At 71.0% G+C, this 12,769-nt stretch carries 14 protein-coding genes; 5 read left to right on the top strand and 9 right to left on the bottom strand.

Annotation, left to right across the window (positions count from 1 at the left end):
* Positions 1 to 22 precede the first annotated feature (22 nt).
* From HEK131_RS08285 to HEK131_RS08270, 4 genes are all read left to right on the top strand, one after another.
* Complete coding sequence (locus HEK131_RS08285; protein WP_244334241.1) at positions 23 to 1,447, top strand: hypothetical protein; 1,425 nt, start codon at positions 23 to 25, stop codon at positions 1,445 to 1,447.
* A 159-nt stretch (positions 1,448 to 1,606) separates the two neighbouring features.
* Complete coding sequence (locus HEK131_RS08280; protein ID WP_244334240.1) at positions 1,607 to 3,028, top strand: alkaline phosphatase PhoX; 1,422 nt, start codon at positions 1,607 to 1,609, stop codon at positions 3,026 to 3,028.
* 43 nt (positions 3,029 to 3,071) lie between these two features.
* Positions 3,072 to 3,695 (top strand): TetR/AcrR family transcriptional regulator, encoded by a 624-nt coding sequence (locus tag HEK131_RS08275; RefSeq protein WP_244334239.1) that lies wholly within the window; start codon positions 3,072 to 3,074, stop codon positions 3,693 to 3,695.
* Positions 3,696 to 3,739: 44 nt separating this feature from the next.
* On the top strand, positions 3,740 to 3,928 hold the full coding sequence (locus HEK131_RS08270; protein WP_217461590.1) for a hypothetical protein: 189 nt from the start codon (positions 3,740 to 3,742) through the stop codon (positions 3,926 to 3,928).
* 139 nt (positions 3,929 to 4,067) lie between these two features.
* On the opposite strand, the gene dapD is transcribed toward HEK131_RS08270, so the two are convergent.
* The 9 genes from dapD to HEK131_RS08225 form a co-directional block, all read right to left on the bottom strand.
* Positions 4,068 to 5,054: a 2,3,4,5-tetrahydropyridine-2,6-dicarboxylate N-succinyltransferase gene (gene dapD / locus HEK131_RS08265; RefSeq protein WP_244334238.1), complete on the bottom strand. Its 987-nt coding sequence runs from the start codon at positions 5,052 to 5,054 to the stop codon at positions 4,068 to 4,070.
* Between the two features lie 133 nt (positions 5,055 to 5,187).
* A complete protein-coding gene (locus HEK131_RS08260; protein WP_030815359.1) occupies positions 5,188 to 5,520 on the bottom strand; it encodes a metal-sulfur cluster assembly factor in 333 nt (110 codons plus the stop codon).
* The gene (sufU, locus tag HEK131_RS08255; RefSeq protein ID WP_217461592.1) at positions 5,517 to 5,984 is read right to left on the bottom strand and encodes a Fe-S cluster assembly sulfur transfer protein SufU; all 468 of its coding nucleotides are present in this window, start codon (positions 5,982 to 5,984) and stop codon (positions 5,517 to 5,519) included. Before sufU ends, HEK131_RS08260 begins: the two co-directional genes overlap by 4 nt.
* 18 nt (positions 5,985 to 6,002) lie before the next feature.
* Positions 6,003 to 7,259, bottom strand: a complete 1,257-nt coding sequence (locus tag HEK131_RS08250) for a cysteine desulfurase (RefSeq protein ID WP_217461593.1) — start codon at positions 7,257 to 7,259, stop codon at positions 6,003 to 6,005.
* A complete protein-coding gene (gene sufC, locus HEK131_RS08245; protein WP_161146791.1) occupies positions 7,256 to 8,020 on the bottom strand; it encodes a Fe-S cluster assembly ATPase SufC in 765 nt (254 codons plus the stop codon). The genes HEK131_RS08250 and sufC overlap by 4 nt, the downstream gene beginning before the upstream one ends.
* A gap of 7 nt (positions 8,021 to 8,027) precedes the next feature.
* Complete coding sequence (locus tag HEK131_RS08240) at positions 8,028 to 8,351, bottom strand: non-heme iron oxygenase ferredoxin subunit (RefSeq protein WP_030815347.1); 324 nt, start codon at positions 8,349 to 8,351, stop codon at positions 8,028 to 8,030.
* Positions 8,348 to 9,529 (bottom strand): Fe-S cluster assembly protein SufD, encoded by a 1,182-nt coding sequence (sufD, locus tag HEK131_RS08235; RefSeq protein WP_217461594.1) that lies wholly within the window; start codon positions 9,527 to 9,529, stop codon positions 8,348 to 8,350. Before sufD ends, HEK131_RS08240 begins: the two co-directional genes overlap by 4 nt.
* A 60-nt stretch (positions 9,530 to 9,589) precedes the next feature.
* Entirely contained in the window at positions 9,590 to 11,011 is a 1,422-nt protein-coding gene (sufB, locus tag HEK131_RS08230; RefSeq protein WP_161146789.1) for a Fe-S cluster assembly protein SufB, read from the bottom strand.
* Entirely contained in the window at positions 11,008 to 11,757 is a 750-nt protein-coding gene (locus HEK131_RS08225) for a helix-turn-helix transcriptional regulator (protein ID WP_244334237.1), read from the bottom strand. Before HEK131_RS08225 ends, sufB begins: the two co-directional genes overlap by 4 nt.
* A gap of 184 nt (positions 11,758 to 11,941) precedes the next feature.
* On the opposite strand from HEK131_RS08225, the gene HEK131_RS08220 reads away from it, so the two are divergent.
* Positions 11,942 to 12,754, top strand: coding sequence for an aminoglycoside N(3)-acetyltransferase (locus tag HEK131_RS08220; protein ID WP_244334236.1), 813 nt, complete (start codon positions 11,942 to 11,944; stop codon positions 12,752 to 12,754).
* Positions 12,755 to 12,769 lie beyond the last annotated feature (15 nt).

Raw genomic sequence — 12,769 nt, 5'->3', positions numbered from 1 at the left:
CCGGTCCGAGGAGAACCAGCCGATGTCAGACAGCTCCCCCCTGCCGCCCGTACGGCTGCGTCCCGAAGCGGAGCTGGCGCGTGCCGCGCTGTCCACCCCGCTGCTCTCCCGCGCCGCCCGTCTCGCCCGCTGGGCGGGCCCTGAGACCCGCGTCGACGACGGCGGCAGCCTGGTCGAGGAGCAGTTGCCCGCGGCCGCCGAACTACTCGCGCTGACCGGGGACGACGCCGCCGCGTACGCCGCCGAGGCGTGGCGGATCGCGGTGGACACCGGCCTGGTCGAGATCACCGACGAGGAGGCCGGCACCGTGGCCCCCGGCGCGGACCTGGCCCTGCTGACCGGCGCCCCGCACGACGTGCTGACGCTCTGGCTCGCCGCGCTGGAGACGGTCGTCGCGGACGCCGGGGTGCCCGATCTGGACGACCTGGCCGCCGCGCTGGAGGAGGGCGGCGAGATCGATTTCTCGTCACTCGACTGGGACCCCGAGGGCGAGGCGGAGCTGCTCGACGGCGTCCTCGGCAACCTATACCTGCTGACCGTCGGTGAGGACGGCCCCGGCGAGAACCCGGTGCCGCTGCCCGCGCTGGCCGCGTCCACCATCGTCCCCGACGAGTTGGACGAGCCCAGCAACGACGTCCTGGAGCGGGTCTCCGACATCATGATGAAGCTGGACGACCAGTTCCGGATGCTGGAGCCGATCGGTCTGGTGGAGTACCGGCCGGTGGACGAGGCGCTGATGGCCGGAGCCGAGGAGGAGCCGGCCGAGCCGGCCGACGAGGAGGACATCGCCCGCTACGGCATGGTCCGGCTGACCCCCCTCGGCCTGTACGGGCTGCGCGCACGACTGCTGGAGGCCGGGTTCGAGGCTCCGGCGGTGGGCGAGCTGGCCGACAAGGGCGCGGACGCGCTCCTCGACGGCACCGCGTCCTACGGCGAGTTCGCGGCCCGCGCCGAGACCGAGCTGTGGCTCGGCACCCGCGACCCCCTGGCCGCCGCGCGGGAGCTGCTGGCGGCCGCACGGGGTGCGGACAGCGGGGCGCCGCTGCGGCGGCTCCGCTGCCAGCAGGCGCTGTCGCTGGTCGGGGCGGCGGCCGAGCCCGCGCTGCGGGAGGTGCTGGACGATCCGGAGCTGGGCGGTCTCGCCCGGGTCTGGCTGAGCGAGCGGGGCGCGCCGGACGTGCCCGCGCCCTCGCAGGACCTGGTCTTCTGGCTGACCGTCGACACGATCGCGGCGCAGCTCCAGGCGGAGGGCAACTCCGAGGAGCTGCAGGCGCTGGTCGAGGGGCTGGCCGAGCAGCACAGCGGGTTCTTCGCGGCGGCCTGGCGGGTGGAGCACCCGGCGACGGCGGACGTGCTGGAGGCGATGGGGCGGCTGCACCCGGACAAGCGGGTGGCCAAGGAGGCGCGGAAGGCGGCGTTCAAGGCGCGGTCGCAGCAGGGGAACTGACGGGACGGACTGCTGCCTCCAGGGGTGTACGGCAGCGGTGTCCTGGGCGCGGTGCGGTGTTCAACTCCCGTTCAGCGACGGGCGGGAGTGTGTCGGCCGAACGAGGCCCCGCCACCGTCGCCCTCTGCTACGGGCATCCCGACCGTCACAGGAGAGACCATGTCACTCACCCGCAGGGACTTCGCCAGATCGACCGCGGTCACCGGTGCCGGGGTGGTGCTCGCGGGCAGCGTCGGTGCCCTCGCCACCGCCCCGCAGGCCCTGGCCGCGACGGACCTCGACGGCGCGGAGGACGCGCACGGCCACCCCGGCATCGGGTACGGCCCGCTCGTCCCCGACCCGGACGGCGTCCTCGCGCTCCCGGCGGGCTTCTCGTACCGGGTGGTGACGTACAGCGGCCGGACCCGGCTGGAGTCGGGCGAGTCCACCCCGTCGAACCACGACGGCACGGCCGCCTTCGCCGGTCCGCGCGGCGCGGTGCTGCTGGTGAACAACCATGAGCTGAAGGGCCCGCGCGCCGACTGGGAGCACCCGGTGCCGCTCACCGAGGGCCTGGTGTACGACCCGGCGGCCGCGGGTGGCTGCACGGTGGTGGAGGTCAGGCGCGACCAGGTCGCCGAGTGGGTGGGCATCGCCGGTACGTCCACCAACTGCGCGGGCGGCAGCACCCCGTGGGGCACCTGGCTGACCTGCGAGGAGACCGAGGACCGGGCCGGGCAGAACGGCATGACCAAGGACCACGGCTACGTCTTCGAGGTCGACCCCGCCGACCGCCGGGCCAACCGGGCTCCCAAGCCGCTGAAGGCGCTGGGCCGTTACGCCCACGAGGCCGTGGTGGTCGACCCGAAGCGGGGCCACCTCTTCCTCACGGAGGACGCGTCCGGCCCCAACGGCCTGTTCTACCGCTGGAGCCCGCCGGAGGGCTTCCACCACGGCCGGGGCCGGCTGCGCACCCTCGCCGACGACGCCGGTGTCCTCCAGGCGTTCCGCTGCTTCGACTCCGGCGGCCGTTTCGTGGACGACCTCTCACGCGCGACGCGGACCGGCACGGTGTACGGCGTGGACTGGGTCGACGTCCCCGACCGGGACGCGCGTACGGTGCCGGTGCGCAAGCAGTTCGCGGACGGCCAGGTCACGCGGGCCCGCAAGCTGGAGGGCATGTGGTGGGGCGACGGCGGGGTCTACGTCGTCTCCTCCTACGCCCGCGAGGAGAGCCCCGTACAGCACGACGGCCAGGTGTGGTTCTACGACCCCCGGCGCCGGACGCTGACCCTGAAGGTGCTGCTCGGCACCGGGGGCACCCTCGACGGCCCCGACAACATCACCGTCTCCCCCTACGGCGGCCTGGTCATCGCCGAGGACGGCGAGGGCGCGCAGCACCTGTTCGGCGCGACCGACAGCGGCCGTACGTACCCGATCGCGCGCAACGAGCTGAACATCGGCACCGAAGCCGCCCCCGAGTACAGCGAGTTCACCGGTGTGACCTTCTCCCCCGACGGCCGCACCCTCTTCGCCAACATCCAGCAGCCGGGCATCATGCTGGCGATCACGGGGCCGTGGAAGCGGCAGCGGCGGGGCTAGACTCCGGGGGCCAGCCCCCTCCCGCCCGACAGGAAGCACCCGCATGCCCCACCCCAGGCCCATGCGGGCGGACGCCCGGCGCAACCGTGAACGCCTGCTGACCGCGGCGGCGTCGGCGTTCGCCGAACACGGTGAGAACGCCTCCCTGGACGACATCGCCAGACGCGCGGGCGTCGGCTCCGGCACGCTCTACCGCCACTTCCCCACCCGTCGGGCCCTCTTGGAGGCGGCGTACTCGGCCCGCGTCGACGCCCTGGGCGAGCGCGGCGAGGAGTTGTCCCGCGCCCTGCCCCCGGGTGAGGCGCTGACGGAGTGGCTCCACGAGGTCTGCGTGGCGACGATCCAGGTCCGGGGCCTGAAGTCCCTCCTGGGCTCGGCTGTGACCGACGCCGACGCACCCATGACGGCCTGCGGCACGGTGGTGAACGGCACGGCGGCCCGCCTGGTCCGGTCCGCCCAGGAGGAGGGCACCCTCCGCCCCGACATCACCCCGGCCGAACTCCTCCGCCTCGCCCACGGCATCGCGTCGGCGGCGGAACTGGGCGGCGGGGAGGCGCGGGAGATCGGGCGGTATCTGGGCTGGCTGCTGGACGGCGTTCGACGGCGGCCCCCACACGTCGTGCCACCCGAACGGCCCAACAGGACGGGTCACCCACCGGAACATTAAGCTGATTACGTCCCAACCGAGGCAATCCGTGAAAGGCGAACCACATGCGCATTCGACGAATCATCGCTGCCCTTTTCGCCACGGCAGCCCTCGCCGGCCTCGGCCTCACCAGCGCCGCGACCGCCACCGCAGCCAGCCTCACCCCGGGTGAGTGCGAGCAGGGCGGCGGAACGGTCGACTGGGCGACCAACACCTGCAAGGGCGGTTCGTTCGCCGGGCAGATGGTCGACTGACCCTCACCACGCGCCCCGCAGCCACGCGTCGCGGGGCGCTCCCGCGAGCGGCAGCCGGGAGAGGCACACGCACGAGCGCCCTCCCCGGCCGTCCCACGGCCTCGGAAGGGCGCTCGCCGCAAGCCACAGCCTGAGCAGGTCAGTTGTGGCTGTGCAGGATGTCGTTCAGCCCGCCCCACACCGCGTTGTTCGGCCGGGCCTCGACCGCGCCGGTGACCGAGTTGCGGCGGAAGAGGATGTTGGAGGCGCCGTTCAGGTCGCGGGCCTTGACGATCTGGCCGTCGGGCATCGTCACGCGGGTGCCCGCCGTGACGTACAGGCCGGCCTCGACCACGCACTCGTCGCCCAGCGCGATGCCGACTCCCGCCTCGGCGCCGACGAGGCAGCGCTCGCCGATGGCGATGATGACGTTGCCGCCGCCGGAGAGGGTGCCCATGGTGGAGGCGCCGCCGCCGATGTCGGAGCCGTCGCCGACGACGACACCCGCGGAGATGCGGCCCTCGACCATGGAGGTGCCCAGCGTGCCGGCGTTGAAGTTGACGAAGCCCTCGTGCATGACCGTGGTGCCCTCGGCGAGGTGCGCGCCGAGGCGGACGCGGTCGGCGTCGGCGATGCGCACGCCCTTGGGGGCGACGTAGTCCGTCATGCGGGGGAACTTGTCGATCGAGGTGACCTGGAGGTGCAGGCCGGCGGCGCGGGCGTTCAGCCGCACCTGCTCGACGTCGTCCACGGCGACCGGGCCGAGCGAGGTCCAGGCGACGTTGGCGAGGTGGCCGAAGATGCCGTCCAGGCTCTGGCCGTGCGGCTTGACCAGGCGGTGGGAGAGCAGGTGCAGGCGCAGGTAGACATCGTGCGCGTCGATCGGCTTCTCGTCCAGCGAGGCGATGACCGTACGGACCGCGACCACCTCGACGCCACGCCGGGCGTCCGGGCCGAGCGCGGAGACCGCGTTGTCGCCCAGCAGTTCGGCGGCCCGGTCGGCGGACAGCCGCTCGCTGCCGGAGGGACCGGGCTCGGCGACGAGCTCGGGAGCCGGGAACCAGGTGTCGAGAACGGTGCCGTCGGCGGCGATCGTGGCGAGACCGGCGGCGACGGCGCCGGTGGTACGGGAAGCAGTGTCGGTCATGCGGAAAACCTAACGTGGGGGTGGGGTGGCGGCCTAACCGAGGCGGCACGCGCCGGGAACGCGAAGGCGGCGGTGCCCGAAGGCACCGCCGCCCCACTCGACAGGGGAGAGCCCCGCCGTCGACGAGAAAGCCTCAGACGTTGAAGCCCAGCGCCCGCAACTGCTCGCGGCCGTCGTCGGTGATCTTGTCCGGGCCCCACGGCGGCATCCAGACCCAGTTGATGCGCAGCTCGCTGACCAGGCCGTCGGTGACGGACTTGGCCTGGTCCTCGATGACGTCCGTCAGCGGGCAGGCCGCGGAGGTCAGCGTCATGTCGAGCGTGCAGACGTTGGAGTCGTCGATGTGGATGCCGTAGATCAGGCCGAGGTTGACGACGTCGATGCCCAGCTCGGGGTCGACGACGTCCATCAGGGCCTCGCGGAGTTCCTCCTCCGAGGCCGGCTTCATCTCAGCGGTGTCGGTCATGCCGTCTTCCTTTCGACGTCGGCGTCACCCAGTGCCTGGGCCGTCGCGTCCTTCCACGCCATCCAGCTCAGGAGGGCGCACTTGACCCGCGCGGGGTACTTGGAGACGCCGGCGAACGCGACCGCGTCCTCCAGCACCTCCTCCATCGCGTCGTCGGGCTCGATCCGGCCCTTGGACTGCATCAGCTCCAGGAAGGTCTCCTGGATCTTCTGTGCCTCGGGCAGGTCCTTGCCCACCAGCAGTTCGTTCAGCACGGACGCCGAGGCCTGGCTGATGGAACAGCCCTGGCCCTCGTACGAGACGTCCGCGACCTTCGTGCCGTCGTACCTCACCCGGAGGGTGATCTCGTCGCCGCACGTCGGGTTCACGTGGTGCACCTCGGCGTCGCCGTCCCTCAGACCACGCCCGTGCGGGTTCTTGTAGTGGTCCAGGATGACTTCCTGGTACATCGAATCCAGCTTCACGGTGTCAGACCACGCCTCTCAGCCGAAGAAGTTCCGTACGTGCTCCAGCCCCTCGACCAGTGCGTCGACCTCGGCGGGCGTGGAGTACAGATAGAACGACGCCCGGGTGGTCGCCGGAATTCCGTACCGCAGGCAGACGGGCCGCGCGCAGTGGTGGCCGACGCGGACCGCGATGCCCTGCTCGTCGAGGACCTGGCCCACGTCGTGCGGGTGGATGTCGCCGAGGGTGAAGGAGATCGCCGCGCCGCGGTCCTCGGCCGTGGAGGGGCCGATGATGCGCAGGTCGGGGACCTCGCCCAGCCGCTTCACCGCGTACTCGGTGAGCGCGTGCTCGTGGGCGAGGATCTTGTCCATGCCGATCGAGTTCAGGTAGTCGATGGCGGCACCGAGACCGACCGCCTGGGCGATCGGGGGCGTGCCCGCCTCGAACTTGTGCGGCGCGGGCGCGTAGGTCGAGGAGTGCATCGACACCGTCTCGATCATCTCGCCGCCGCCGAGGAACGGAGGCAGGTCCTCCAGGAGCTCCTGGCGGCCCCAGAGCACACCGATGCCGGTCGGACCGCACATCTTGTGGCCGGTGAAGGCCACGAAGTCGGCGCCGAGCGCCTGCACGTCCAGCGGCATGTGCGGCGCGGCCTGGGAGGCGTCGATGCAGACGAGCGCGCCGACCTCCTGGGCGCGGCGCACGATCGCCTCGACCGGGTTGACCGTGCCCAGGATGTTGGAGACCAGCACGAAGGAGACGATCTTCGTCTTCTCGGTGATGATCTCGTCGATGTTGGACAGGTCGAGACGGCCGTCGTCGGTGAGACCGAACCACTTCAGCTTCGCGCCGGTGCGCTGCGCGAGGAGCTGCCACGGCACGATGTTGGAGTGGTGCTCCATCTCCGTGATGACGATCTCGGTCTCGTGGTCCACGCGGTAGGGCTCGTCGGCCCAGCCCAGCATGTTGGCCACGAGGTTGAGCGACTCGGAGGCGTTCTTGGTGAAGATCACCTCGTCGCGGCTGGGCGCGTTGATGAAGTCGGCGACCTTGTCACGCGCGCCCTCGTACAGCGCCGTGGCCTCCTCGGCGAGGACGTGCACGCCGCGGTGGACATTGGCGTTGTAGCGCTCGTAGTACTCGCTCAAGGCGTCCAGCACCTGGCGCGGCTTCTGCGAGGTCGCCGCGTTGTCCAGGTATACGAGCTTGCGCCCGTCGTGGACCTGGCGGTCCAGGATCGGGAAGTCCTTGCGCAGCGCCTCGGTGTCGAGGAGGCCCGGCAGCTGTGTCACGCGGATACGCCACCCTTCGTGTAAGCCTCGTAGCCCTCGTTCTCCAGCTTGTCGGCCAGCTCGGGACCGCCGGACTCGACGATGCGGCCACCGGAGAAGACGTGCACGAAGTCCGGCTTGATGTAGCGCAGGATGCGCGTGTAGTGCGTGATCAGCAGGGTGCCGGTCTCGCCGGTCTCGCGGACGCGGTTGACGCCCTCGGAGACGATGCGCAGGGCGTCGACGTCGAGGCCGGAGTCGGTCTCGTCCAGGATCGCGACCTGCGGCTTGAGCAGCTCGAGCTGGAGGATCTCGTGGCGCTTCTTCTCACCGCCGGAGAAGCCCTCGTTGACGTTGCGCTCGGCGAAGGAGGGGTCCATGTGGAGACGCTCCATGGCCTCCTTGACCTCCTTCACCCAGGTGCGCAGCTTGGGGGCCTCGCCGCGCGTGGCGGTGGCGGAGGTGCGCAGGAAGTTGGAGACCGAGACGCCGGGGACCTCGACCGGGTACTGCATGGCGAGGAACAGGCCGGCGCGGGCGCGCTCGTCGACCGACATGGCGAGGACGTCCTCGCCGTCGAGGGTGACGGTGCCGCCGGTGATCGTGTACTTCGGGTGACCCGCGAGCGAGTAGGCGAGGGTCGACTTGCCCGAGCCGTTGGGGCCCATGATGGCGTGCGTCTCGCCCTGCTTCACGGTGAGGTCGACGCCCTTGAGGATCTCCTTCGTGGCGTTGTCGGCCTCGACGGTGACGTGCAGGTCTCGGATTTCAAGCGTTGCCATGGGTGCCTCAGGACTCCTGGGTGAGGGAGACGAGCACGTCGTCCCCTTCGATCTTTACGGGGTATACGGGGACGGGGCGCGTCGCGGGCGGGCCGGACGGCTTGCCGGAACGGAGGTCGAAGCAGGAGCCGTGCAGCCAGCACTCGATCTGCCCGTCCTCCACTTCGCCCTCGGAGAGGGAGACGTTCGCGTGCGAGCAGATGTCGTAGATCGCGTACACCTCCCCTTCGGTCTTCACGACCGAGACCGGCGTGCCGTCGAGTTCCACCCGCTTGGGGGTGTCCTCCGACAGCTCGCTCAGTCCGCAGGCGCGCTGGAAGGTCGTCGTCATGCGACCGCGGCCTCCAGCTCCTCCTCGATCTTGGTGAGCAGGCGCTCCTCGATGTCCGGGACACCGATCTGCTGGACCAGCTCGGCGAAGAAGCCGCGGACCACCAGACGGCGGGCCTCGTGCTCCGGGATGCCGCGGGCCATCAGGTAGAAGAGCTGCTCGTCGTCGAAGCGGCCGGTGGTGGAGGCGTGGCCGGCGCCGACGATCTCGCCGGTCTCGATCTCCAGGTTGGGGACCGAGTCGACGCGGGAGCCGTCGGTGAGGACGAGGTTGCGGTTCATCTCGTAGGTGTCGGTGCCCTCGGCCTTGGCCTCGATGAGCACGTCACCGATCCAGACCGCGTGCGCGCCCTCGCCCTGGAGCGCGCCCTTGTAGACGACGTGGGACCGGCAGTGCGGGGTGTTGTGGTCGACCAGGAGGCGGTGCTCCTGGTGCTGGCCGGCGTCCGTGAAGTACAGGCCGAACAGCTCGGCCTCGCCGCCGGGGCCCGCGTAGCTGACGCGCGGGTGCAGGCGGACGACGTCGCCGCCGAAGGTGACGACCACGGACTTGAAGGAGGCGTCGCGGCCGACGAGGGCGTTGTGCTGGGCCACGTGCACGGCCTTGTCGTCCCAGTCCTGGACGGAGACGACGGTCAGCTTGGCGCCGTCGCCGAGCACGTAGTCGACGTTGGCGGCGAGCACGGCGTCACCGCTGTGGTCGATGACGACGAGGGCCTCGGCGAAGGCGCCGAGCTCGATCACCTGGTGGCCGAAGGCGGTGCCGCCCTCGCCGTGCACCGCGATGCGGATCGGCTCGGTGAGGACGGTGTCCTTGGGGACGGTGACGACCGACGCCTGCTCGAAGGCGGAGTACGCCTGGGCGGCGACGCGGTCCACCGGGGTGCCGGCCTTGCCGAGCCGGGCGTCGTCACGGCCGACGTTCTCGACGGTGACGCCCTCGGGGGCCTCGACGACGACCTTCAGGCCCTCGCTGGCGACCGCGGTGCCGTCGTGCAGGCCGCGCAGGCGCTCCAGCGGGGTGAACCGCCACTCCTCCTCACGGCCGTGCGGGACGGGGAAGTCCGCGACGTCGAAGGAGGGGGGCGCGCTCATGCGCGTGGCGACGGTCGACTCGGCGGCGACCGCGATCGAGCCCGCGGTGGTCGACCCCACGGGGATGTTCTGAGCCTCAGCCATGGCTGTCGTAGTGCTCGCTTTCCTGTGCGTATGTGGCTTGACGAGGTGCGGGACGGCGGGTCAGCCGACCGCGCCCTCCATCTGCAGCTCGATCAGCCGGTTGAGCTCCAGCGCGTACTCCATGGGCAGCTCCTTGGCGATGGGCTCGACGAAGCCGCGCACGATCATCGCCATCGCCTCGTCCTCGGAGAGGCCGCGGCTCATCAGGTAGAAGAGCTGGTCCTCGGAGACCTTGGAGACGGTCGCCTCGTGGCCCATGGAGACGTCGTCCTCGCGGACGTCGACGTAGGGGTAGGTGTCCGAGCGGGAGATCGTGTCGACGAGCAGCGCGTCGCACAGCACGTTGGACTTCGATCCGGCCGCGCCCTCGCCGATCTCGATGAGACCGCGGTAGGAGGTACGGCCGCCGCCGCGCGCCACCGACTTGGAGACGATGTTGGACGACGTGTTCGGAGCCATGTGGACCATCTTGGCGCCGGCGTCCTGGTGCTGACCCTCGCCCGCGAAGGCGATGGAGAGGGTCTCGCCCTTGGCGTGCTCGCCCATCAGGTAGACGGCCGGGTACTTCATGGTCACCTTGGAGCCGATGTTGCCGTCGACCCACTCCATGGTCGCGCCCTCGTAGGCGACGGCGCGCTTGGTGACCAGGTTGTAGACGTTGTTCGACCAGTTCTGGATGGTCGTGTAACGGCAGCGGGCGCCCTTCTTGACGATGATCTCGACGACCGCGGAGTGCAGCGAGTCCGACTTGTAGATCGGCGCGGTGCAGCCCTCGACGTAGTGGACGTAGGCGTCCTCGTCGACGATGATCAGCGTCCGCTCGAACTGGCCCATGTTCTCGGTGTTGATCCGGAAGTAGGCCTGGAGCGGGATCTCCACGTGCACGCCCTTCGGCACGTAGATGAAGGAGCCGCCGGACCACACGGCCGTGTTCAGCGACGCGAACTTGTTGTCGCCGACCGGGATGACCGTGCCGAAGTACTCCTTGAAGAGCTCGGGGTGCTCCTTCAGGGCGGTGTCGGTGTCCAGGAAGATGACGCCCTGCTCCTCCAGGTCCTCGCGGATCTGGTGGTAGACGACCTCCGACTCGTACTGGGCGGCGACACCGGCGACGAGGCGCTGCTTCTCGGCCTCGGGGATGCCCAGCTTGTCGTAGGTGTTCTTGATGTCCTCGGGCAGGTCCTCCCAGGACTCCGCCTGCTTCTCCGTGGAGCGCACGAAGTACTTGATGTTGTCGAAGTCGATGCCCGAGAGGTCGGAGCCCCAGTTGGGCATGGGCTTCTTCTCGAACAGCTTCAGGCCCTTGAGGCGGAGCTTGGTCATCCACTCCGGCTCGGACTTCTTGTCCGAGATGTCGCGGACGACGGCCTCGCTCAGACCGCGCTTGGCCGAGGCGCCGGCTACGTCGGAGTCGGCCCAGCCGTATTCGTACTTACCCAGACCCTCGAGTTCGGGGTGGGCAGTCTCCGTGGGGAGCGTCATGCGGGGTTCCTCCCGGCCGTGCTTGCGTGGTGGCTCTGATCGGACTTGGAAATCTTGGGGATGAACGTCGTGCAGACGCCGTCGCCGTGGGCGATGGTCGCCAGTCGCTGGACGTGGGTTCCCAGCAGCTCGGCGAAGAACTCGGTCTCCGCCTCGCAGAGCTGGGGGAACTGCTCGGCGACGTGTGCGACCGGACAGTGGTGCTGGCAGAGCTGCTCACCCTGTTGCGGGAGGGGGGCACTGCGTGCCGTAGCAGCGTACCCGTCCGCGGTCAAGGCCCTGGCGAGGGCTTCGGCGCGGCGGTCGGGTTCGACTCCCTCGACGGCCGCGCGGTAGGCGTCGGCCTGGGCGGCGATACGGGCGCGGGCGAAGGCCGCGACGGCCTCTCCCCCGCCCTCGCGCTCGGCGATCCAGCGCAGGGCGTCGGCGGCGAGCTGGTCGTAGGACTGGTCGAAGGCGTCCCGGCCGCAGGCGGTCAGGGCGAAGACCTTGGCGGGGCGGCCGCGGGTGCGGGCGCCGTACACCCGCTGCTCGCGGGCCTGCACGATGTCGTCGGCGGCCAGCGCGTCCAGATGCCGTCGTACGGCGGCCTGGGTGAGGCCGAGCCGGCCGGCCAGTTCGGCGACGGTCGACGGGCCGTGGTCCAGGATGGACCGCGCGACCCGGTTGCGCGTCGAATGCTCACCGGTCGCTAGCTCTTCCTGGGGCCCCGTGGGGGTCTCCCGAGCCTCGCCGACGTTTTTCACAACGCTATTGTTGCGTAATTCCTCGGGGCCTGACAAGCCGGACCGGGACCGAACGACGGTGCCCTGCGTCACTTAGGTGCACCTAACCTGACCTGCGGAAACGATCTCCCGGGCGATCAGCACGGCGCCTCTCACCAGGCAAAACCGCTGGCGCCACCGATCCCCGCCGGGCAGACTCCGCGCCATGCCGACCCCCGTCCCGAACGGCCCCCTGATCACCCGCGACACCCTCGCCCAGCAGCTACGTCACCTCGGTGTCAAGCCCGGCGACATCCTCCTCGCGCACTCCTCGCTGAGTTCCCTCGGCTGGGTGAACGGCGGTGCCGTCGCCGCCGTCCAGGGACTGCTCGACGCCCTCGGCCCGGACGGCACCCTGGTGGTCCCCACCCAGTCCGCCGACCTCTCCGACCCCGAGCTGTGGCAGGCGCCCCCGGTACCCCCGGCGTGGTGGGAGACGGTCCGGGCCACCATGCCCGCCTACGACCCGCGCACCACCCCCTCGCGCGGCGTGGGGGTGATCCCGGAGACCGTGCGCACCTGGCCCGGCGCCCTGCGCAGCGCCCACCCGCAGACCTCCTTCGCCGCGCTCGGCCCCCGCGCGGCCGAGATCACCGAGAGGCACGCCCCGGACTGCCGCCTCGGCGAGAACAGCCCGCTGGCCCGGCTGGAGCGCCTCGGCGCCCGGGTGCTGCTGCTCGGCGCGGGCTACGACGCCTGCACCAGCTTCCACCTGGCCGAATACCGGATACCCGCGCCGCTGGTGGCGGTCGGCCGGCCCGGCCCCGGCGGCTGGGAGACGGTGACCGAGGTGTCCATCACCTCCCACCGCTTCGGTGAGCTGGGCCACGACTTCGAGCGGGACCGCCCGGTCGTGCGCGGGCGGGTCGGAGCGGCCGAGGCCCGGCTGTTCCCGGTCGCGGACGCGGTGGCCTACGCCGAGCGCTGGCTGCCGCTGCACCGGCCCCGCGAGGCCGATTTCGAGCACCCCCGCGCCTGAGCGCCGCCGCGCCTC

Origin of the sequence: Streptomyces seoulensis (assembly GCF_022846655.1) — a bacterium.
Classification (GTDB): domain Bacteria; phylum Actinomycetota; class Actinomycetes; order Streptomycetales; family Streptomycetaceae; genus Streptomyces.
The sequence above is the reverse complement of the archived record's forward strand: the minus strand, read 5'-3'. Positions and strand labels throughout refer to the sequence as shown.

Excerpts from the sequence above, each read along its gene's own strand:
- HEK131_RS08285 (WP_244334241.1), top strand. The coding sequence starts at position 23 with ATGTCAGACAGCTCCCCCCTGCCGCCCGTACGGCTGCGTCCCGAAGCG.
- HEK131_RS08280 (WP_244334240.1), top strand. The coding sequence starts at position 1,607 with ATGTCACTCACCCGCAGGGACTTCGCCAGATCGACCGCGGTCACCGGT.
- HEK131_RS08275 (WP_244334239.1), top strand. The coding sequence starts at position 3,072 with ATGCCCCACCCCAGGCCCATGCGGGCGGACGCCCGGCGCAACCGTGAA.
- HEK131_RS08270 (WP_217461590.1), top strand. The coding sequence starts at position 3,740 with ATGCGCATTCGACGAATCATCGCTGCCCTTTTCGCCACGGCAGCCCTC.
- dapD (WP_244334238.1), bottom strand. The coding sequence starts at position 5,054 with ATGACCGACACTGCTTCCCGTACCACCGGCGCCGTCGCCGCCGGTCTC.
- HEK131_RS08260 (WP_030815359.1), bottom strand. The coding sequence starts at position 5,520 with ATGACCGACACCGCTGAGATGAAGCCGGCCTCGGAGGAGGAACTCCGC.
- sufC (WP_161146791.1), bottom strand. The coding sequence starts at position 8,020 with ATGGCAACGCTTGAAATCCGAGACCTGCACGTCACCGTCGAGGCCGAC.
- HEK131_RS08240 (WP_030815347.1), bottom strand. The coding sequence starts at position 8,351 with ATGACGACGACCTTCCAGCGCGCCTGCGGACTGAGCGAGCTGTCGGAG.
- sufD (WP_217461594.1), bottom strand. The coding sequence starts at position 9,529 with ATGGCTGAGGCTCAGAACATCCCCGTGGGGTCGACCACCGCGGGCTCG.
- sufB (WP_161146789.1), bottom strand. The coding sequence starts at position 11,011 with ATGACGCTCCCCACGGAGACTGCCCACCCCGAACTCGAGGGTCTGGGT.
- HEK131_RS08220 (WP_244334236.1), top strand. The coding sequence starts at position 11,942 with ATGCCGACCCCCGTCCCGAACGGCCCCCTGATCACCCGCGACACCCTC.